This is a genomic window from Bradyrhizobium sp. IAR9, from assembly GCF_013408065.1.
Taxonomy (GTDB): Bacteria; Pseudomonadota; Alphaproteobacteria; order Rhizobiales; family Xanthobacteraceae; genus Bradyrhizobium.
The window spans coordinates 53,105-73,040 of record NZ_JACBZW010000001.1 but is presented as its reverse complement, the minus strand read 5'-3'; the positions used below and the strand labels follow the sequence as shown (position 1 = coordinate 73,040).

Genomic DNA, 19,936 nt, shown 5'->3' with positions numbered 1-19,936 from the left:
ATGATTGCAGACCACACGATGCCATCGGTCGACCTGCCCGGAGGCGATCTCGACGTGGCGAAGATGCCGGGTCACTGGCTGCTGGCCCGGCTCGGCAAGCGCGTGCTGCGTCCCGGCGGTCTTGGCCTGACGCGCGCGCTGCTGCACGGGCTGGTGATCGGCGCCGAAGACGATGTCGTCGAGTTTGCGCCTGGGCTCGGCGTCACCGCGCGCCTGATCCTGGCGCGAGGCCCGCGAACCTATGTCGGCGTCGAGCGCGATGCGCAGGCGGCGGCGTGGATGACACAGCAGCTGCCGGCGAGGCGGAACGTCTCGGTCATGGTCGGCACGGCCGATCGGACGACCTTACCGGCCGGTTCGGCGTCGGTCGTGATCGGCGAGGCGATGCTGAGCATGCAGACCCAGGAGCAGAAGCGCCGCATCGCGGCGGAAGCGTTCCGGCTGCTTCGCCCCGGGGGACGTTACGGCATCCACGAGCTCGCCGTGACGCCGGACAATATGCCGTTCGGCCAAAGGCAGGAGATCGATCGCGCGCTCTCCGGCGCTATCCATGTCGGCGCGCGTCCGTTGTCCGGCGACGGATGGAGAGGGCTGCTGGAGAGCGTCGGCTTTCAGATCGAGGCGGTCGAATTCGCGCCGATGCATCTGTTGCGGCCGCGGCGCCTGGTGCAGGACGAGGGCCTCGTCGGCGCCTTGCGGCTCGCCAGGAATCTGTTGCTGGATCGTGCGGCGCGGCGCCGGGTGCTGGCGATGCGGCGGGTGTTCGAGCAGCATCGCGCCAATCTGGCCGCGATCCGTGTGATTGCCCGGAAGACGTGAGCGGGGTGCTCAGCCCCGCGGCGACCTCGGCGTCCGTCGTTTGGCCACATGCCGGCGCGGCGAGCGCGTCACACGCGGGCGCAGGCGGCTTGCAGCGGGACGGCGCGGCTTGGCCTGGGGCTGCGGGCCGCGGGCCAGATCCATCAGCATGCGCAGCGCCTCGACCACCGAGCGGGCGCGCACCGCGGTGCGGCCGATCGCGCCGAAGCGGTGCTCGCGGTGGATGATGCGCCCGTCGCGCGCTGCGACGGCGAAATGCACGAGACCGACCGGCTTGCCGGGCGTCGCGCCGCCGGGGCCGGCAATGCCGGTGATGGCGACAGCGAGATCGACGCCGGCACGCTCCAGCGCGCCGACCGCCATCGCGGTCGCGGTCTCCTTGCTGACGGCACCGAAGTTCGTGAGCGTGCCGGCTTCGACGCCGAGCATCGCGCGCTTGGCGTCGTTGGAATAGGTGACGAAGCCTCGATCGATCACGTCGGAAGAGCCGGGGATGTCGGTCAGCGCGCCGGCGACGAGGCCGCCGGTGCAGGATTCAGCCGTCGCGATCGTCAGCTTGCGCATCCGGCACAGGTCGAGCAGCGAGCGGGAGAGGGCGCGTGCGTCGCTGCCGCCCATGACCTAGACGCTCCAGGGAAGACGGATGGTGGCGCTCGCGGTCGCCGCGATGCCTTCCTCGCGGCCGGTGAAGCCGAGCCGCTCGCTGGTGGTCGCCTTCACCGCGACGCGCGAGACGTCGACGCCGGAAATCTCGGCGATGCGCGCACGCAAGGTGTCGCGCAGCGGGCCGATCTTCGGCCGCTCGCAGATCATGGTGACCTCGAGATTTGCAACGCGGCCGCCGCGCTGGGTGACGCGCTCGATGGCGTATTTCAGGAACTGGTCGGAGGAGGCGCCCTTCCACTTGGCATCGCTCGGCGGAAAGTGCGAACCGATGTCGCCGTCGGCGAGCGCGCCGAGGATGGCATCGACCAGCGCATGCAGGCCGACGTCGCCGTCGGAATGAGCGAGAAAACCCTTGGTGTGCGGCACGCGCACGCCGCAGAGCATGAGATGGTCGCCCTCACCGAAGGCGTGCACGTCGTAGCCCGTGCCGGTCCTGATATCGCCGAGCTGGGCCGCCAGGCGCGCTTCCTCGCGCACGAAATCCTCGGGAGTGGTGAGCTTCATATTGGCAACATCGCCTTCAAAGGTTGCAACCGTCAATCCCGCCCATTCGGCAATCGCGGCATCGTCGGTGAAATCGCTACGGCCATCCTTCGCGGCGCGACGATGCGCTTCGAGGATGACGTCGAAACGAAAGGATTGCGGCGTCTGCGCGATTCGCAACCGCGCACGGTCCGGCGTGCCCTCGACATTGCCGCCATCGCCGGTCAGCTTGATGGTGTCGGTGACGGGAACGGCGGGGATGGCAGCGCCGGTGCGGCTCGCCGCCTCGATCGCGCGCGAGATCAATCCTTCCGAGACGAAGGGGCGGGCGGCGTCGTGGATCAGCACGATGTCGGGCGCGTGCTTGACCAGCGCCTCGAGGCCGGCAAGCACCGAGGCCTGCCGGGTCGCACCGCCATTGGTCGGCGGCTCGTGCTCGAGCCCGGCGACCGCGGCCGTGAACATGGCGCTGTCATCAGGGTTCACCACCGGCTGCACCGCAAACACGTCGGCGTGGCGGCTGAAGGCTTCCATGGCGCGGTAGATCACGGGCACGCCGCCGATCTCGCGATATTGCTTCGGCCCACCGGCGCCCGCACGCAGTCCACGCCCGGCTGCCACGAGGACGACTGCGGTGCGTTGTGATTTCGCCATAGGACTCGAATACTCAGTTGGTGATGGAGAGTCGGGGAGTGGGGTGATTGCCGCATGCCTCTAGCACGGCAGGCCCGCAAAAAAAGGGGGTTTCCCCGGATTGTTGGAAACAGCAATTTGCTGCACTGCACTTGAAAGATTTGCAGAATTGTCTAAACTGTAGGCATGACGCTTGACTGCACAAGAATTGTGCGCAAGATAGGTCATGGCAGGCGCGATGAGGCCCTGCCCAGTCAACGAGAACCCCGTGACCGGTTCGGCAGTATCCGGCTCTAAGCCGTTGAAAATAGGCGATATTGATGTCGCCACCCCGGTCTTCCTGGCACCGATGTCGGGGGTGACTGACTCGCCCGTCCGCCGGTTGGCCGCCGAGCTTGGCGCCGGTCTCGTCGTGTCCGAAATGACTGCCAGCGATGAGCTCGCGAGCGGCCACCGGATGTCCCGGTTGCGTTGCGAAGCCACCGGCATCGGCCCGCACGTGGTCCAGCTCGCCGGCTGCGAGGCGCATTGGATGGCCGAGGGCGCCCGGATCGCCGAAGCCGAAGGCGCCGATATCATCGACATCAACATGGGCTGTCCGGCCCGCCACGTCACCGGCGGTCAGTCCGGCTCGGCCTTGATGCGCGACCTCGACCATGCCGTCAGCCTGATCGATGCGACCATCGCGGCGGTGAAGGTGCCGGTGACGCTGAAGATGCGGCTCGGCTGGGACGACCGCAGCCGCAACGCGCCGGAACTGGCGCGGCGCGCGGAAGCCGCCGGCGTCAAGCTCGTCACGGTGCATGGCCGCACCCGCAGCCAGTTCTACAAGGGCGAGGCCGATTGGGATGCGATCCGCGCCGTGCGCGAGGCCACCTGCCTTCCGCTCGTCGTCAACGGCGACATCACTTCCTACGAGAAAGCGCTCGCGGCGCTCGAAGCCTCCGGCGCCGACGCCGTGATGATCGGCCGCGGCGCGCAGGGCCAGCCCTGGCTGCCCGGTCAGATCGGCCGACGCCTGCAGGGCGGGGCTGAGGAGGCGGCGCCCTCGCTGGAGACGCAGCTGCATTATGTCCGCACGCTCTATGAGGGTGTCTGCGCGCTCTACGGTCTGCGCATCGGCCTCAGGCATGCCCGCAAGCATCTGGGCTGGGCGCTCGACGTCGCAGCCGAGGTAAGCCGCGCGCCGGCCGAAAAGCTGAAATCCTGGCGCCAGAAGATCCTCACCGCGGAAGATCCGCGTCTCGTCCACCAGTCGCTGCAGGATGCCTTCGACGACTTCGGATGGAGCGCTGCTGCATGAGCTCCGCCGCTGAACATCGCCGGCCGTCCGACAGCGACGCGATCCTGGATGCCTTGCCCAATCCCGTGCTCATGATCGGGCCGGACGGCAAGATCGTCGCCGCCAATATCGCGACCGAGGCCTTCTTCGACATCTCGACGCAGTTCCTGAAGCGGCAGTCGCTGAAAGAGCTGGTGCCGTTCGGCAGCCCCTTGCTGGCGCTGATCGACCAGGTGCGCTCGTCGAATTCGCCGGTCAACGAATACAAGGTCGATCTGGGCACGCCGCGCATGGGCGGCGACCGGCAGGTCGATCTGCATGTCGCGCCGCTGACCGAGCGGCCCGGCCATATCGTGGTGATGCTCCAGGAGCGCTCCATCGCCGACAAGATGGACCGCCAGCTCACCCATCGCAGCGCGGCGCGCTCGGTGATCGCGCTGGCCGCGATGCTGGCGCACGAGATCAAGAATCCGCTTTCCGGCATCCGCGGCGCGGCGCAGCTTCTCGAGCAGCAGGCCTCGTCCGAGGACCGCATGCTGACGCGCCTGATCTGCGACGAGGCCGACCGCATCGTGACGCTGGTCGACCGCATGGAGGTGTTCGGCGACGAGCGCCCCGTATTGCGCGGCCCCGTCAACATCCATTCGGTGCTCGACCACGTCAAGCGGCTGGCGCAGTCCGGCTTTGCCCGCAACATCCGCTTCATCGAGGACTACGATCCCTCGCTGCCGCCGGTGCTGGCGAACCAGGACCAGTTGATCCAGGTGTTCCTCAATCTCGTGAAGAATGCCGCAGAAGCCCTGATCGACATCCCTGACGCCGAGATCCAGCTCACCACCGCGTTCCGCCCCGGCGTGCGCCTGTCAGTCCCCGGTCAAAAATCCCGGGTATCCTTGCCGCTCGAATTCTGCGTGAAGGACAACGGACCAGGCGTGCCGGACGATCTTCTGCCCAACCTGTTCGATCCCTTCGTGACCACCAAGCAGACCGGCTCGGGCCTGGGCCTTGCGCTGGTCGCCAAGATCGTCGGCGATCACGGGGGCATCATCGAATGCGAATCTCAGCCGCGCAAGACCACCTTCCGCGTGCTGATGCCGATGTATTCCACATCGGTGAAACATGCCGATCAAAGCAGTCGCGCCGACTCTGCCGGGAAGCCGTCGCCTGCGTCACAGGGGGCGAAATGAGGATTAACGATGCCCGCAGGTAGCATTCTCGTAGCAGATGACGATACCGCCATCCGCACCGTTCTCAATCAGGCACTGTCCCGCGCCGGCTACGAAGTGCGGCTGACCGGCAATGCCGCAACGCTGTGGCGCTGGGTCAGCCAGGGGGAGGGCGATCTCGTCATCACCGACGTGGTGATGCCGGACGAAAACGCCTTCGACCTCTTGCCGCGGATCAAGAAGATGCGGCCGAATCTGCCCGTCATCGTCATGAGCGCGCAGAACACGTTCATGACGGCGATCCGCGCCTCCGAGCGCGGGGCTTACGAATATCTGCCGAAGCCGTTCGACCTCAAGGAGCTGATTGCCATCGTCGGCCGCGCGCTGGCCGAGCCGAAGGAGCGGGTCTCGACCCCCGACGAGGACGCCGAGATGGAGGCGATCCCGCTGGTCGGCCGCTCGCCGGCGATGCAGGAAATCTACCGCGTGCTGGCGCGGCTGATGCAGACCGATCTCACCGTGATGATCACGGGCGAGTCCGGCACCGGCAAGGAACTGGTGGCGCGCGCGCTGCACGATTACGGCAAGCGCCGCAACGGCCCGTTCGTCGCGGTCAACATGGCGGCGATCCCGCGCGACCTCATCGAATCCGAACTGTTCGGCCATGAACGCGGCGCCTTCACCGGCGCCAACACCCGCGCCTCCGGCCGGTTCGAGCAGGCCGAGGGCGGCACGCTGTTTCTCGACGAAATCGGCGACATGCCGATGGAGGCGCAGACGCGATTGCTGCGCGTGCTGCAGCAGGGCGAATACACCACCGTCGGCGGCCGCACCCCGATCAAGACCGACGTGCGTATCGTCGCGGCCTCCAACAAGGATCTGCGCGTCCTGATCCAGCAGGGCCTGTTCCGGGAAGATTTGTTCTTCCGCCTCAACGTCGTGCCGCTGCGGCTGCCGCCGCTCCGCGAGCGCATCGAGGATTTGCCCGATCTCATCCGTCACTTCTTCGCGCTGGCCGAGAAGGACGGCCTGCCGCCGAAGAAGCTCGACGTGCTGGCGCTGGAGCGGCTGAAGCAGCACCGCTGGCCCGGCAACGTCCGCGAGCTGGAAAACCTCGCCCGGCGCCTCGCCGCGCTCTATCCGCAGGACGTGATCACGGCTTCCGTCATCGATGGCGAGCTCGCGCCGCCCTCGGTCAGCCCGGGCGCCGCGGTCCAGCAGGGCGTCGACAATCTCGGCGGCGCAGTGGAGGCCTATCTGTCCTCGCACTTCCAGGGCTTTCCCAACGGCGTGCCGCCGCCCGGCCTCTATCACCGCATCCTCAAGGAGATCGAGGTGCCGCTGCTCACGGCCGCGCTCGCCGCCACCCGCGGCAACCAGATCCGCGCCGCCGACCTGCTCGGCCTCAACCGCAACACGCTGCGCAAGAAGATCCGGGATCTCGACATCCAGGTCTATCGGAGCGGGGGCTAGTTCCCTCGCGACAAACGCTAAACGCGTTTACGCGGACGGTGGCTCAGCTCCCCCTACCAAAGCGGAGCTGAGCCTGTCCGGATCGCGCTGGCCGTTTTGGCTGACGCGGTGAGCAGAAGTCGGAATGGGGCCGAAATGTTCCGCGGTCACACATGTTCCGCGGTCACACAAGGGTGAGGCATTCAGTCGCCCGCGACCGCGATCCATCACCTGAACAGTCGCTCGGTCGACGGCATCAGGCGCGCTACGTCTGTCGTCGGCTCCTGCAGACCTGGACCGTTGACCAGCAGATCGGACGCCACGATCAGCAGCAGAACGGCAGAAACCATTATCGCGAGGAAGAACCTATCCATGCCATGTCAAGCCGGAATGGCCGGAAACAGTTCCCCCGTCTGACATTATCGATCTACCTCTAGAAGGTTCCAAGATCTGGCGTCCCGCTATGCCGGAAACCGCTGACCGTTGACCTATGTCAACGTCGCCGGTGACATCTCTCCTTGAGTGGCCTCGCACACAACGAGGTCAGATTGCGATGGAAAATCTGAAGCCGCCTGCCGGTCCCATGTCGGAGTTAGTCGCCTCCGCCGTGGAGTATCTGGTCGATGCCGGACAGCGGAGCGTGTTGTTTCTGGACATCATGCGCCAGCGCGGCGACCAATATCGCGAGCACCTCGCGCAGACCGCGCCGCATGTGCTGCAATATGCCGCCGAGTTGATCACGGACGGCCGCAAACTCGACGAGCCTGTCAACTACGCGCTCGTACGCATCATCCCGCCCAAGAATGTCGCGATCGACATGAGGCGGCGGCCGTTCGTCGTCGTCGATCCGCGCGCCGGCCATGGTCCCGGCATCGGCGGCTTCAAGGCGGACAGCGAAATCGGTGTCGCGATGCAGGCGGGACATCCCTGCTACTTCATCGGGTTTCTGCCCGAACCCATGCCCGGCCAGACGATCGAGCGCATTGCGCGAGCCGAAGCGAAGTTTCTTGAAACTGTCATCAGCCGTCACCCCGACGCCGACGGCAAGCCTTGCGTCATCGGCAATTGTCAGGCCGGCTGGGCGATCATGATCCTGGCGTCGCTACGGCCGGAGCTGTTCGGACCGCTGATCATCGCCGGCGCGCCGCTCGCTTATTGGGCGGGCGTGCATGGCAAATATCCGATGCGCTATTCCGGCGGCCTCTTGGGCGGAAGCTGGTTGACGGCGCTGACGAGCGATCTCGGTGCCGGCAAGTTCGACGGCGCCTGGCTGGTGCAGAATTTCGAGAACCAGAACCCCTCGAACACACTCTGGACCAAGCAATACAACGTCTATTCCAAAGTCGACACCGAGGCCGAGCGCTATCTCGACTTCGAACGCTGGTGGGGCGGGCACGTCAATCTCAACGCCGAGGAGATCCAGTTCATCGTCGATGAGCTGTTCATCGGCAACAACCTCGCCGCCGGCCGGATCGAAATGTCGGACGGGGAGAAGGTCGACCTGCGCAATATCCGCTCGCCGATCGTGGTGTTCTGCTCCAAGGGCGACAACGTCACCCCGCCGCAGCAGGCGCTGGACTGGATTCTCGACTGCTACGCCGACGTCAATGAGATCAGGGCATATGGCCAGACCATCGTTTACACCATCCACGAAAGCATCGGTCATCTCGGGATCTTCGTGTCCGGAGGCGTCGCCAAGAAAGAGCATTCCGAGTTCTCCAGCAACATCGATCTGATCGACGTGCTCCCGCCCGGGCTCTACGAGGCGACGTTCGAGGCGAGGGGCAGCGAGACGCTCAACGCCGACCTTGCAACGGGACAATGGGTAATGCGTTGCGAGGCCCGTACGCTCGACGACATCCGGGCCATGGGCGGCAATTCCCCCGAGGATGAGCGGCGGTTCGCCACCGCCAAGCGCATCTCGGAGCTCAATCTTGCAGCCTATCAGAAATTCGTGCAGCCCTGGATCAAGAAGATGGTGACGCCACAGGCGGCCAACTGGGCGCGCGAGATGCATCCGCTACGCATGCAATATGAGGCTTTCAGCAGTCAGAATCCATGGATGTCCATGGTGAAGGCGGCGGCCGATCGCGCCGAAGAGAAGCGCAGACCGGTGTCGCAAGACAATCCGTTCCTGGCCTTCCAGGAGCATGTGTCGAAGCAGATTGTGCATGCGCTCGACAGCTGGCGCGATGCCCAGGAGGCGCTGAGCGAGACCGTCTTCCTCAACGTCTATGGCTCACCTGCGCTCCAGGCCGCTGTCGGCATCGACCCCAACGCCGAGTCAACGCGGCGCCGTGAGATGTCGGACGAGCATCGCGCCATGCTCGAAAGCAGGATTGCGGAGTTGAGGGCGAAGATTGGTGACGGTGGCCTGCGGGAGGCTGCTATCCGCGCGCTGCTCTATGTCGGCTCCGCGCGCGGCATGGTGGACGAGCGCAGCATCGAGGCGCTGCGCCAGGTCAGGCGCGACCATGCCGGCTCCCGGATGACCCTGTCCGCATTCAAGATGCTGGTACGCGAGCAGTTCTTCATGCTGCTGCTCGACCGCGAGGGCGCCTTGGCGGCCATTCCAAGGTTGTTGCCCGAGGACATGAACCAGCGGCGCGCGGCCTTCGAGGCGATGTGCGAGGTGCTCTCGGCAAGCGCGGACATCACCGGCGAGCGCGCCAATCGCCTGAGGCGAGTCGCCGAGTTATTTGGCCTGGACGGAGGGGGCGAGATGACGTCGAACGTCGCGCCATTCGATCCCCAGGCAAGAGCGTCGTAGCGTGGTTGACGAAAGCGGGAGTGACCTGATGTCGACCGATATGACGCACGAAACCGGCGGCAAGTACGACCGGCTAATCGCGGCGGCGAGGGCTGCGCCTCCGACACCGACGGTCGTCGTGCACCCCTGCGACGAGACCTCGCTACGCGGGGCGGTCGACAGCGCCAGCGCGGGGATCATTCGACCGATCCTGGTCGGGCCGGAAGGGAAGATCAGAGACACCGCCGCGAGGTTCGATCTGGACGTATCAAGCTTCGAGATCGTGGATGCCGCCCATAGTGACGACGCCGCGGCCAAGGGCGTCGAGCTCATCCATGCCGCCAGAGGCGAGCTGTTGATGAAGGGCAGCCTTCACACCGACGAGTTGATGCGCGCGGTCACGGCAAAGACCGGCGGCCTGCGCACGGATCGGCGCATCAGCCATGTCTTCGTCATGGATGTCCCGGCCTATGCCGAGACGATTTTCGTCACCGACGCCGCGATCAACATCTTTCCCGATCTCGATGCCAAGCGCGACATCATCCAGAACGCGATCGATCTCTACAATCACGCCGGGTTTGGCCAAACGCCGCGCGTGGCGATCTTGTCGGCGGTCGAGACCGTGACGTCCAAAATTCCCTCGACCATCGAAGCCGCCGCCCTCTGCAAGATGGCCGATCGCGGCCAGATCAGCGGCGGCGTGCTCGACGGTCCCCTGGCGTTCGACAACGCCATCGACCCGGAAGCGGCCCGCATCAAGGGCATCGAGTCCGAGGTCGCCGGCCGCGCACAGATCCTGGTCGTTCCAGATCTGGAGTCCGGCAACATGCTGGCCAAGAATCTCGCCTATTTCGCCAAGGCGGATGGTGCCGGCATCGTTCTTGGCGCGCGGGTACCCGTCGTCCTGACGTCGCGCGCCGATACGCCGCGTGCGCGCATGGCCTCGTGTGCGGTGGCGGCGCTCTACGCGCGCGCCCGGCGCCAGAAGGCGCCGTCAGTGGCCGCGTGATCGCCATGGACACGATCCTGGTCGTCAATGCCGGCTCTTCGAGCGTCAAGTTTCAGGTCTATTCGGCATTGGGCGACGGTGCGCTCCGGCGTCAGATCAAGGGACAAATGGATGGCATCGGCAGCCGCCCGCGCCTGCGCGCCAGCGGTGCGAGCGGCGATGCGCTGGCCGATCGCGCCTATTCGGTTGAAGCTGTGCCCGATGTGCCCGCCGCCATGTCGGTTGCCGGCAATTGGCTGCGCGACGAGCTTCGGATTACGCCGATCGCGGTCGGTCATCGCGTCGTTCATGGCGGGCCGGACCATGTCCGCCCGGTCCTGATCGACCACGGCGTCGTCTCCCGCCTCGAACGCCTTGTCAACTTGGCGCCGCTGCATCAGCCGCACAATCTCGCGCCGATCCGCTCGCTGCTCGCGAATTTCCCTGGGCTGCCGCAGGTGGCGTGCTTCGACACGGCATTTCACCGCACGCATGATCTCGTCGCCGATCACTATGCGATTCCGCAGCAGCTCTATGCCGAGGGTGTGCGGCGCTACGGTTTTCACGGGCTCTCCTACGAATACATCGCCCGGACGCTGCCCGGTGTGGCGCCTGAGATCGCCAAGGGGCGGGTCATCGTTGCCCATCTCGGCAGCGGCGCCTCGATGTGCGCGATCAAGGAGGGACGCAGCGTCGAGAGTACCATGGGCTTCACGGCGCTCGACGGGCTGCCGATGGGAACGCGTCCGGGGCAGATCGATCCCGGGGTCATCCTCTATCTCATCGCCGAGAAGGGCATGCCGGCCGCGAAGGTGCAGGACTTCGTCTATCGGGACTGCGGTCTGAAGGGGCTTTCCGGCGTCAGCAACGACATGCGCGAGCTGGAAGCGAGCACCGATCCGCGTGCGCGGCTCGCGATCGACCATTTCGTCTACCGGATCGGCCTCAACGCGGGCATGCTGGCCGCGGCCTTGCAGGGCCTGGATGCCTTCGTCTTCACTGCCGGTATCGGGGAGAACTCGGCATCGATCCGCGCACGTATCGCTGAGCAGCTCGGTTGGCTCGGCGTCCGCCTCGATGCCGGTGAGAACGCCCGCCATGCGCCCCTGATCTCGGCAGCCGACAGCCGCGTCCCCGTCTATGTCGTCCCGACCGACGAGGAGCTGATGATCGCACAGCACACGCTATCGCTATTGGATGGACGGTCAGTTGATCAACACGAGACCTGAGAGGGTGTCATGATCCCAGTATTTCCGGAAAGCAAGGTGGCCCTGAAGGGAAAGAAGGGACTGATCGTCGGCATCGCCAACGACCAGTCGATCGCCTGGGGATGTGCGCGCGCGTTTCGTGCACTGGGTGCTGATCTCGCGGTGACCTATCTGAACGACCGCGCCAAAAAGCATGTCGAGCCGCTGGCGCAGGCGCTGGAAGCGCCGATCTTCATGCCGCTGGACGTGATGGCCGAAGGGCAGACCGAGGCGGTGTTCGAGCGTATCGCGTCGGAATGGGGGCAGCTCGATTTCATGCTTCATTCCATCGCCTTCTCGCCGAAGGAAGCGCTGCACGGCCGTGTCGTCGACGTCGGCCGTGACGGCTTCCTCAAGACCATGGATGTCTCATGCTGGTCGTTCTTGCGGATGGCTCATCTCGCCGAGCCGCTGATGAAGAACGGCGGCACGCTTTTCACCATGACCTATTACGGCAGCCAGATGGTGGTGGAGAATTACAACGTGATGGGTGTCGCGAAAGCCGCGCTGGAAGCCTCGGTCCGCTATATCGCCGCGGAGCTCGGCCCGAAGGGCATTCGCGTGCACGCGATCTCGCCGGGTCCGCTGGCCACCCGCGCGGCTTCGGGGATTCCCGAGTTCGATGAGCTCATGGACAAGGCGCAGTCGAAGGCGCCGGCGCGCAGTCTCGTCAGCATCGACGATGTCGGGAACGCCACCGCGTTCCTCGCGCTCGACGGCGCCAAGCTGATCACGGGCGGCGTGCTCTACATCGACGGCGGCTATCACATCATCGATTGAGGCCGACGACGGATCAGACGTTCATTTCCGGGACGTTGTCGGGAACAGCGAGCTCGGCCTCAGTGAGCACGATGACCTCGCCGACACTGACCCCGGGCGCGGTCTCCAGCAGCGTCGCCCTGCCGCCGGAGAAGCCGATCACGGCCATGTCCGTGACGACGAGATCGACCGACCGCGCCGAGGTCAGGGGCAGGGTGCATTGGGCGACGATCTTCGACTTGCCCCTGGCCGCGTGCTGCATGGCGACGATGACGCGCCTGGCGCCGCTGACGAGGTTCATCGCCCCGCCCATGCCGGGCACCATCTTGCCGGGGATCATCCAGTTGGCGAGGCGGCCCTGCGCATCGACTTGGAGGCCGCCGAGCACGGCACAAGATCGACCTTGATCTCGTTCGTCAGCATCTGCTGCTGGGCCTTGGGATTGAGCCCGACATGCGTCGCGGTCAGACGCGACACGAGCGATGCGTCAAACAACTTGCCGACGCCTTTGCCCGGCAGTGCGGCATCGTTGCAGATCACCGACAATCCGGTCTTCTGCCGCCGGACCATTTCATCGAGCAAGCGCTCCGGTGTTCCAGTACCCATGAAGCCGCTACGCTGGCGCCAGCGGGAAGCATCGCAACGGCTTCTTCAACGGCCACAGCCTTCATGGGCGGAACTCCGGTCGGGCATGAGCCACATTGGCGCGAGCGGCCACCGCGCCCCCTTGATCTGCGTCAAAGCTCACCCTCGTTCGCGAATGACGATGCCGGTCCCACGCGCCGCGCCAGAGCTGTGGATGCGCCGGTCCGCCGCGGCGGGGGCGCCGCGGAATTGTCGCAATTCGGCAACAATGTGGTACGAATACATCAGTATCCGCCCTTCGCGGACCCGTTTTCAGCACCACCATTGCCGGAATGACCAGCGCAGACACCTCGGCCGCACACTTTGACACGACACCAGCGGAAGAGCCCCGGCGTTGGTCGGCGCGGCGCTGGCTGGCGCCCTTTGCCGTGGCGCTGGCGCTGCTCTCGGCCTTCCTGACCTTTCTGGTTCTGACCGGCCTGACCACGATCGAGCCGACGCCGGCGGTGGTCCGCTCGATCTACCTGACCAACGCGGCCACGATCCTGTTGCTGGTCGGAATCATCATCCGCGAGCTCTGGCAGCTGATCCTGGCGCGACGGCGGGGCCGGGCGGCGGCGCGGCTCCATGTCCAGGTCGTCAGCCTGTTCTCGATCGTGGCGGTGCTGCCGGCGGTGCTGGTCGCCGTCGTCGCCAACGTCACCATCGAACGCGGCCTCGACCGGCTGTTCTCCGGCCCGACCAAAGAGGTGATCCAGAATTCGCTGACGATCGCGCGGGCCTATATGCAGGACCATGCGCAGCTGATCCGCGGCGACATTCTCGGCATGGCCAACGACATCGCGCATGCCCGGCCGCTCTACGACCAGGATCGCCGCTCGTTCCGGGAGATGCTGAGCGCCAGCGCCAGTTCCCGCAATTTGCCGGGCGCGATGATCATCGACAAGAACACCAACATCCTGGAATCCGCCGACACCGGCATGCGGCTCGCCTATTCGCCGCCCGCGTCCGACTTCCTCAGCAACGTCAACGAGTCAGAGCCCGAGATCGCGGTCCTTCCCGATGCGAGCTTCGTGGCCGCGGTGATCCGGCTGCGCGCCTTCAGCGACACCTTCCTCTATGTCGCCCGTCCGCTTGATCCGAACGTCGTCAATCAGCTCAAGCAGACCGAGGTCAGCGTCGCCGAATACGCCCAGATCGAGTCGCGCCGGCTCGGCATCCAGGTTGCCTTTGCGCTGATGTTCGCCGTGATCGCGCTGACCATCCTGATGGCCTCGGTGCTGATCGGCCTGAACTTCGCCAATTCACTGGTCTCGCCGATCCGGCGGCTGATGAACGCGGCCCACACGGTCTCGACCGGCGACCTCCATGTCCAGGTGCCGGTGCACCAGTCGGAAGGCGATCTCGCGCAGTTAGGCGAGACTTTCAACAAGATGACGCAGGAGTTGCGCAGCCAGCGCGATGAGCTCGTCAACGCCAGCGACCTGATCGACAGCCGCCGTCGCTTCATCGAAGCGGTGCTGTCCTCCGCAAGCGCCGGCATCATCGGCGTCGATGCTTCCGGCAGCGTCGGCATTTTGAACCGCTCGGCCGAGAAACTGATCGGGCACTCCGAGGCGGAGACGCTTGGTCATCCGCTCTCCGACGTGCTGCCCGAGCTGGACGAGATGATGAAGGCGGCGCGGGAAGGGAGCCAGCGTCTGGTGCAGGGCCAGATCACGATCACCCGCGACGGCACCGAGCGCAATCTCTCGGTCCGCGTCAGCGCCGAGAAGAACCAGCCGCATGACAGCTACATCATCACGCTCGACGACATCACCGAGCTGGTCTCGGCGCAGCGCACCTCGGCCTGGGGCGACGTGGCGCGCCGCATCGCGCATGAGATCAAGAATCCGCTGACGCCGATCCAGCTTTCGGCCGAGCGCATTCGCCGCAAATTCGGCAAGGGCATCACCGAGGCCAAGGACAAGCAGATCTTCGAGCAGTGCACCGACACCATCGTGCGCCAGGTCGACGACATCAGGCGCATGGTCGACGAGTTCTCGCGCTTTGCACGAATGCCGAAGCCGGTGATGGAAGGCGAGGACGTCGCCGACACCGTGCGGCAGGCCGTATTCCTGATGAAGGTCGCCCATCCCGAGATCGATATCGAGGCCGAATTCAAAGACGATCCTCTCCGCGCCCAGTTCGACCGGCGGCTGATCTCGCAGGCCGTCACCAACATCGTCAAGAACGCCACCGAGGCGATCGAGCAGGTCCCGCCGGAGGAGCTGGGCAAAGGCCGCATCGACGTGGTCGTGTCGCGCGAGGGCGAGGACGTTCTGATCGACGTCATCGACAACGGCATCGGCCTGCCCAAGGTCGCGCGCTCGCGGCTGCTCGAGCCCTATGTCACGACGCGCGCCAAAGGCACCGGCCTTGGCCTTGCGATCGTCGGCCGCGTGCTGGAAGACCATGGCGGGCGCATCGAGCTGAAGGATGCTTCCGACTTCCGCGAGGGCCAGCGCGGCGCCTGGATGCGGATGCGCTTCGCAGTCTCCGGCCAGCCGGCGAAGTCCGAGGGAGCCGAGCAGGCCCCGGCGGCCGCGGTCAAGGACGCAACCGGCGAAGAGGCCGGCGCTCCTGTCAAGGACCCGGCGCAGGAAACAAAAGAGCTGGCGGCCGAAACCAAAGAGGCCGCTGAAAAGACCAATGATTCAACGAAAATCGAAGCCTCAACAGGCAGCTGACAAGACAGGGCGCGACCCATGGCAAGTGAAATTCTGATTGTCGATGATGAGGCCGATATTCGGGATCTCGTCGCAGGCATTCTCGAGGACGAGGGTTTTGTCACGCGGACTGCGCGCGACAGCGACTCTGCACTGGCTGAAATCGCCAACCGGCGGCCGCATCTGGTGTTCCTCGACATCTGGCTGCAGGGCTCCAAGCTCGACGGCTTGCAGCTCCTGGAGCAGGTCAAGAAGGACAATGCCGACCTGCCGGTCGTGATGATCTCCGGCCACGGCAACATCGAGACCGCGGTGGCCGCGATCAAGCGCGGCGCCTACGACTTCATCGAGAAGCCGTTCAAGGCCGACCGGCTGATCCTGGTCGCGACCAGGGCGCTGGAGAACTCGCGGCTCAAGCGCGAGGTCAAGGAGCTGAAGCAGCTGGCGCCGAGCGCAAGTCAGCTCGTCGGCCGCTCGCCGAGCATGAATCAGTTGCGCCAGACCATCGAGCGCGCGGCCAAGGCCAACAGCCGCATCCTGATTGTCGGTCCCGCCGGCGCCGGCAAGGAATTGACGGCGCGCACCTTGCATACGGCCTCGGGCCGCGCCGACGGTCCCTTCGTCGTCATCAACGCCGCCGCGATCACGCCCGAGCGCATGGAGCACGAGTTGTTCGGCGTGGAGCAGTCCAACGGCGAACAGGCGCGCAAGCCCGGCGCGCTCGAGGAAGCCCATGGCGGCACGCTGTTCATCGACGAGATCGCGGACATGCCGCGTGAGACCCAGAACAAGATCTTGCGCGTGCTGGTGGAGCAATCGTTCCAGCGCGTCGGCGGCACCGCCAAGGTGCAGGTCGACGTCCGCATCATCTCCTCGACCGCGCGCAATCTCGAAGAGGAGATTGCGGCCGGCCATTTCCGCGAGGACCTCTATCATCGCCTCTCGGTGGTGCCGATCCGCGTGCCTGCGCTGTCGGAGCGGCGCGAGGACATCCCGGAACTGATCGACTATTTCATGGAGCAGATCTCGGCCGGTAGCGGCCTGCCCAAGCGGCAGATCGGCCAGGACGCGATGGCGGTGCTGCAATCGCATGTCTGGCCGGGCAACGTGCGCCAGCTCCGCAACAACGTTGAAAGAGTCATGATTCTCGCCGCCGGCGGGCCGGAGGTCATCATCACGGCCGACATGTTGCCGCAGGACGTCGGCTCCATGGTGCCGGCGATGCCGACCAGCAACAATGGCGAGCACATCATGGGCCTGCCGCTGCGCGAGGCGCGCGAGGTGTTCGAGCGCGACTATTTGATTGCACAGATCAGCCGTTTTTCAGGAAATATTTCTCGCACGGCCGAGTTCGTTGGCATGGAACGGTCGGCGCTGCATCGAAAGTTGAAAGCGCTCGGTGTCGGCTAGCGCGTGCTCGTGCGAAGCGGGTACCGGTTCGCATTGGGAAAACGCCGTCAGAACAAGATCTAACGCCGCGACGTTGCGGCGACACCTTTGAATAAAACGAGGAAATTCATCGATTTCCGTAGTTTTTCGGGGCAATACGGCGCCCGCTGCCGCGTGAAGCGGCTTGCCTAATAGGTCCACCTGTCCTCTAATTGCACAGCTGTTCCTTCCGAGGGGGATCTCATGAGGAACGGCAACCGGGAGAGGCTCCGAACTTCACAAAGAGGGCCGCAACCGGCGCAATAAAAAGAAACTCAAAGCGAGAAAAAAACGATGGCGGCAGACCGCGCACAAAACCTACAGGACACCTTCCTTAATCACGTTCGCAAAACCAAGACGCCACTGACGATCTTTCTGGTCAACGGAGTGAAGCTCCAGGGCATCGTGACCTGGTTCGACAATTTCTGTCTACTGCTTCGGCGCGACGGTCATTCGCAGCTCGTCTACAAGCATGCGATCTCGACCATCATGCCGGGTGCGCCGATCCAGTTGTTCGAAGGCGGCGAGGATCAGCCGGCTTGAGAGTGATCTGATTGGAACCCCGGAATTTCGACGGGGATGCCGACCGTCCGCGGTCGGCAGGGGCTAAGCAGACGGGGCGGGTGCTTGTCATCGGCCCCTATTTGCGGGTGCGCGCAGGCGGTGCCGACGCGCAATCGGAGACTCATATCCAGCGCAACGCCGAGGCCCGGCTCGATGAAGCCGCCGGCCTCGCGCGTGCGATTGATCTCGTCATTGCCGACGCCATCATCACGCCGATCAGCCAGATCAGGCCCGCGACCTATATCGGCAAGGGCAAGGTCGAGGAGATCGCGGCGCTGGCCAAGAGCCTCGACGTCGAGCTCGTGGTGATGGACTGCGCGCTGGCACCGATCCAGCAGCGCAACCTCGAAAAGGAACTGCACGCCAAGGTGCTCGACCGCACCGGTCTCATCCTGGAAATCTTCGGACGCCGCGCCAAGACCAAGGAAGGCTCGCTCCAGGTCGAGCTCGCGCATCTCAACTACCAGCGCTCGCGCCTGGTGCGCTCATGGACCCATCTGGAGCGCCAGCGCGGCGGCTTCGGCTTCATGGGCGGTCCCGGCGAGACCCAGATCGAAGCCGACCGCCGCCTGATCCAGGAGCGCATCTCCAAGCTCGAGGGCGAGCTGAAGAAGGTGCAGGCGACGCGGCGGCTGCATCGCGCCGGCCGCCAGCGCGTGCCATATCGCGTCGTCGCGCTGGTCGGCTACACCAATGCCGGCAAGTCGACGCTGTTCAACCGCCTGACGCGTGCCGACGTGCAGGCCGCCGACATGCTGTTTGCGACGCTCGACCCCACGCTGCGCGCACTCAACCTGCCGCTTGGCGGCAAGGCGATGCTGTCGGACACGGTCGGCTTCATCTCCAACCTGCCGACCCAGCTCGTCGCCGCCTTCCGCGCCACGCTGGAGGAGGTGCTGGAGGCCGATGTCATCCTGCATGTGCGCGATATCTCGCATGAGGATGCCGAGGCGCAGCAGAGCGACGTCGACGCCGTGCTGCGCCAGCTCGGCATCAACCCCGATGATTCCGGCCGCATCATCGAGGTCTGGAACAAGATCGACCGCTACGATGCCGAGCAGCGCGAAGAGCTCCTGAACATCGCCGCACGCAGGCCGGAGGATCATCCGGCGATGCTGGTGTCCGCCGTGTCGGGCGAGGGCGTCGACGCGCTGCTCGCCGCAATCGAGCAGCGGCTGGCGGCCAAACGCACCACGCTCGACCTCTCGATCGACGCCGCCGATGGCGCCGGTATCAGCTGGCTGCACCGCAATGCCGAGGTGCTGGCGAAAGAGCTGCACGACGGCCGTTTTGATATGACCGTGCGGGTAGACGAGACCAAGCGGGACATCGTGGTGTCGCGGTTTGATGCGGTGCCCCGCCTTCCTGCGTAACAGCTGTCGTCTCGGACAAACGCAGCCCTCGTAGGGTGGGCAAAGGCGCGTGAGTGCCGTGCCCACCATTTGCCCGTTGTTGAAAGGCGTGGGCACGGCGCGCGAAGTGCGCGCCTTTGCCCCTACGAATTGTCCTTCGCCAAGACGACAGCAGAATTAGCGGCTCGCTTCCTTGCGCCGTTCCTGCGCCGATTGCTCATCACCCTTCGCCGCATTCCACAGCGCGTCCATCTCCGCCAGCGAGGCCTGCTCCAGCGTCCGGCCCTGCGCTTCCAGCGCGCGCTCGATATAGGCAAAGCGCCGCTCGAACTTTGCGTTGGTCGCACGCAAGGCGGCCTCCGGATCGGCGTCGACATGGCGGGCGAGGTTGACGAGGGCGAACATCAGGTCGCCGGTCTCTTCCGCAATTTCCTGCTTGTCGTTGCGGTCGAGCGCAGCCTCGATCTCGTCGGCTTCCTCGCGGATCTTTTGCAGCACCGCGCGCGGGTCGTTCCAGTCGAAGCCGACGGTGGAGGCCTTGCGCTGCAGCTCCATGGCGCGCGTCAGCGCGGGCTGGCCGGCCTTCACGCCTGACAGCAGCGATTTGTGAGATGGCGCGTCCTCCGGCGGCCGGCGCGCGGCGCGCTCGGCTTTCTCCTCGGCCTTGATGCGGTCCCAGACTTCCTTGACGTGGGAGGAGGCGAGATTGCCGTCCTTGTCGGCGAAGACGTGGGGATGGCGCCGGATCATTTTTCGCGTGATCGCCTCGACCACATCTCCGAACGCAAAGGCGTTCTGCTCCGAGGCCATCTGGGCGTGGAACACTACCTGGAGCAGGAGGTCGCCGAGCTCCTCGCGGAGATCGTCGAGATCGCCCCGCGTGATGGCGTCGACCACCTCATAGGCCTCCTCGATCGTGTAGGGCGCGATGGTCGCAAAATCCTGCTCGAGGTCCCAGGGGCAGCCGGTCACCGGCGTGCGCAGCGCCGCCATGATCTCGATCAGGCGGGAAATGTCGCGGGAAGGGGTCATTGCGGGGCGCTCTCCTGGCTCCA

General features: G+C 65.3%; 15 protein-coding genes and 2 pseudogenes. 12 read left to right on the top strand and 5 right to left on the bottom strand.

Features of this window, described 5'->3' with window-relative positions; all coding sequences use genetic code 11:
• The gene (locus tag GGD67_RS00320) at window positions 1-819 is read left to right on the top strand and encodes a class I SAM-dependent methyltransferase (RefSeq protein ID WP_246784243.1); all 819 of its coding nucleotides are present in this window, start codon (window positions 1-3) and stop codon (window positions 817-819) included.
• A gap of 9 nt (window positions 820-828) precedes the next feature.
• Here the strand turns inward: GGD67_RS00320 and GGD67_RS00315 are convergent, their stop codons facing one another.
• Together GGD67_RS00315 and GGD67_RS00310 are read right to left on the bottom strand one after the other, a co-directional pair.
• A complete protein-coding gene (locus tag GGD67_RS00315) occupies window positions 829-1,437 on the bottom strand; it encodes a CinA family protein (RefSeq protein WP_018320432.1) in 609 nt (202 codons plus the stop codon).
• A gap of 3 nt (window positions 1,438-1,440) precedes the next feature.
• Entirely contained in the window at window positions 1,441-2,622 is a 1,182-nt protein-coding gene (locus tag GGD67_RS00310) for a bifunctional 2-C-methyl-D-erythritol 4-phosphate cytidylyltransferase/2-C-methyl-D-erythritol 2,4-cyclodiphosphate synthase (RefSeq protein WP_179730490.1), read from the bottom strand.
• A gap of 280 nt (window positions 2,623-2,902) precedes the next feature.
• On the opposite strand from GGD67_RS00310, the gene dusB reads away from it, so the two are divergent.
• Genes dusB through ntrC form a run of 3 tightly spaced genes read left to right on the top strand, consistent with a single transcriptional unit; the run spans window position 2,903 to window position 6,522 of the window.
• Window positions 2,903-3,904 (top strand): tRNA dihydrouridine synthase DusB, encoded by a 1,002-nt coding sequence (gene dusB / locus GGD67_RS00305; protein WP_179731371.1) that lies wholly within the window; start codon window positions 2,903-2,905, stop codon window positions 3,902-3,904.
• On the top strand, window positions 3,901-5,070 hold the full coding sequence (locus GGD67_RS00300; RefSeq protein ID WP_092258633.1) for a two-component system sensor histidine kinase NtrB: 1,170 nt from the start codon (window positions 3,901-3,903) through the stop codon (window positions 5,068-5,070). The genes dusB and GGD67_RS00300 overlap by 4 nt, the downstream gene beginning before the upstream one ends.
• Before the next feature lie 9 nt (window positions 5,071-5,079).
• Window positions 5,080-6,522, top strand: coding sequence for a nitrogen regulation protein NR(I) (ntrC, locus tag GGD67_RS00295; RefSeq protein WP_028144677.1), 1,443 nt, complete (start codon window positions 5,080-5,082; stop codon window positions 6,520-6,522).
• 206 nt (window positions 6,523-6,728) lie between these two features.
• Here ntrC and GGD67_RS00290 read toward each other — a convergent pair whose 3' ends face one another.
• Window positions 6,729-6,875, bottom strand: a complete 147-nt coding sequence (locus tag GGD67_RS00290; protein WP_177237179.1) for a hypothetical protein — start codon at window positions 6,873-6,875, stop codon at window positions 6,729-6,731.
• Window positions 6,876-7,054: 179 nt separating this feature from the next.
• Here GGD67_RS00290 and GGD67_RS00285 point away from each other — a divergent pair, with 179 nt between their 5' ends.
• The 4 genes and pseudogenes from GGD67_RS00285 to fabI all read left to right on the top strand — a co-directional run bounded on the left by GGD67_RS00285 (window position 7,055) and on the right by fabI (window position 12,265).
• Window positions 7,055-9,271, top strand: coding sequence for a DUF3141 domain-containing protein (locus GGD67_RS00285; RefSeq protein WP_179730489.1), 2,217 nt, complete (start codon window positions 7,055-7,057; stop codon window positions 9,269-9,271).
• A gap of 28 nt (window positions 9,272-9,299) precedes the next feature.
• Complete coding sequence (locus GGD67_RS00280) at window positions 9,300-10,259, top strand: phosphate acetyltransferase (RefSeq protein WP_092258627.1); 960 nt, start codon at window positions 9,300-9,302, stop codon at window positions 10,257-10,259.
• Window positions 10,260-10,264: 5 nt separating this feature from the next.
• Window positions 10,265-11,480, top strand: a pseudogene (locus GGD67_RS00275) (acetate/propionate family kinase).
• Window positions 11,477-12,265 (top strand): enoyl-ACP reductase FabI, encoded by a 789-nt coding sequence (fabI, locus tag GGD67_RS00270; RefSeq protein ID WP_018320440.1) that lies wholly within the window; start codon window positions 11,477-11,479, stop codon window positions 12,263-12,265. The pseudogene GGD67_RS00275 and the gene fabI overlap by 4 nt, the downstream one beginning before the upstream one ends.
• A 13-nt stretch (window positions 12,266-12,278) precedes the next feature.
• Here the strand turns inward: fabI and GGD67_RS00265 are convergent.
• Window positions 12,279-12,814 (bottom strand): annotated as a pseudogene (locus GGD67_RS00265) (CoA-transferase).
• A 347-nt stretch (window positions 12,815-13,161) separates the two neighbouring features.
• On the opposite strand from GGD67_RS00265, the gene GGD67_RS00255 reads away from it, so the two are divergent.
• The 4 genes from GGD67_RS00255 to hflX all read left to right on the top strand — a co-directional run bounded on the left by GGD67_RS00255 (window position 13,162) and on the right by hflX (window position 18,902).
• Window positions 13,162-15,558: a PAS domain-containing sensor histidine kinase gene (locus GGD67_RS00255; protein WP_179730487.1), complete on the top strand. Its 2,397-nt coding sequence runs from the start codon at window positions 13,162-13,164 to the stop codon at window positions 15,556-15,558.
• A gap of 18 nt (window positions 15,559-15,576) precedes the next feature.
• Window positions 15,577-16,947, top strand: a complete 1,371-nt coding sequence (locus tag GGD67_RS00250; RefSeq protein WP_018320442.1) for a sigma-54 dependent transcriptional regulator — start codon at window positions 15,577-15,579, stop codon at window positions 16,945-16,947.
• A 312-nt stretch (window positions 16,948-17,259) separates the two neighbouring features.
• The gene (gene hfq / locus GGD67_RS00245) at window positions 17,260-17,508 is read left to right on the top strand and encodes an RNA chaperone Hfq (RefSeq protein WP_007591126.1); all 249 of its coding nucleotides are present in this window, start codon (window positions 17,260-17,262) and stop codon (window positions 17,506-17,508) included.
• 11 nt (window positions 17,509-17,519) lie between these two features.
• On the top strand, window positions 17,520-18,902 hold the full coding sequence (gene hflX / locus GGD67_RS00240) for a GTPase HflX (RefSeq protein ID WP_179730486.1): 1,383 nt from the start codon (window positions 17,520-17,522) through the stop codon (window positions 18,900-18,902).
• A 156-nt stretch (window positions 18,903-19,058) separates the two neighbouring features.
• Here the strand turns inward: hflX and mazG are convergent, their stop codons facing one another.
• Window positions 19,059-19,913, bottom strand: coding sequence for a nucleoside triphosphate pyrophosphohydrolase (gene mazG, locus GGD67_RS00235; RefSeq protein WP_179730485.1), 855 nt, complete (start codon window positions 19,911-19,913; stop codon window positions 19,059-19,061).
• Window positions 19,914-19,936 lie beyond the last annotated feature (23 nt).

What these genes read in the sequence shown, in the direction of transcription:
- GGD67_RS00315 (WP_018320432.1), bottom strand. Translation starts at nt 1,437, where the DNA reads ATGGGCGGCAGCGACGCACGCGCCCTCTCCCGCTCGCTGCTCGACCTG.
- GGD67_RS00250 (WP_018320442.1), top strand. Translation starts at nt 15,577, where the DNA reads ATGGCAAGTGAAATTCTGATTGTCGATGATGAGGCCGATATTCGGGAT.
- GGD67_RS00300 (WP_092258633.1), top strand. Translation starts at nt 3,901, where the DNA reads ATGAGCTCCGCCGCTGAACATCGCCGGCCGTCCGACAGCGACGCGATC.
- GGD67_RS00320 (WP_246784243.1), top strand. Translation starts at nt 1, where the DNA reads ATGATTGCAGACCACACGATGCCATCGGTCGACCTGCCCGGAGGCGAT.
- GGD67_RS00255 (WP_179730487.1), top strand. Translation starts at nt 13,162, where the DNA reads ATGACCAGCGCAGACACCTCGGCCGCACACTTTGACACGACACCAGCG.
- GGD67_RS00285 (WP_179730489.1), top strand. Translation starts at nt 7,055, where the DNA reads ATGGAAAATCTGAAGCCGCCTGCCGGTCCCATGTCGGAGTTAGTCGCC.
- ntrC (WP_028144677.1), top strand. Translation starts at nt 5,080, where the DNA reads ATGCCCGCAGGTAGCATTCTCGTAGCAGATGACGATACCGCCATCCGC.
- GGD67_RS00310 (WP_179730490.1), bottom strand. Translation starts at nt 2,622, where the DNA reads ATGGCGAAATCACAACGCACCGCAGTCGTCCTCGTGGCAGCCGGGCGT.
- hfq (WP_007591126.1), top strand. Translation starts at nt 17,260, where the DNA reads ATGGCGGCAGACCGCGCACAAAACCTACAGGACACCTTCCTTAATCAC.
- fabI (WP_018320440.1), top strand. Translation starts at nt 11,477, where the DNA reads ATGATCCCAGTATTTCCGGAAAGCAAGGTGGCCCTGAAGGGAAAGAAG.
- GGD67_RS00280 (WP_092258627.1), top strand. Translation starts at nt 9,300, where the DNA reads ATGTCGACCGATATGACGCACGAAACCGGCGGCAAGTACGACCGGCTA.
- GGD67_RS00290 (WP_177237179.1), bottom strand. Translation starts at nt 6,875, where the DNA reads ATGGATAGGTTCTTCCTCGCGATAATGGTTTCTGCCGTTCTGCTGCTG.
- mazG (WP_179730485.1), bottom strand. Translation starts at nt 19,913, where the DNA reads ATGACCCCTTCCCGCGACATTTCCCGCCTGATCGAGATCATGGCGGCG.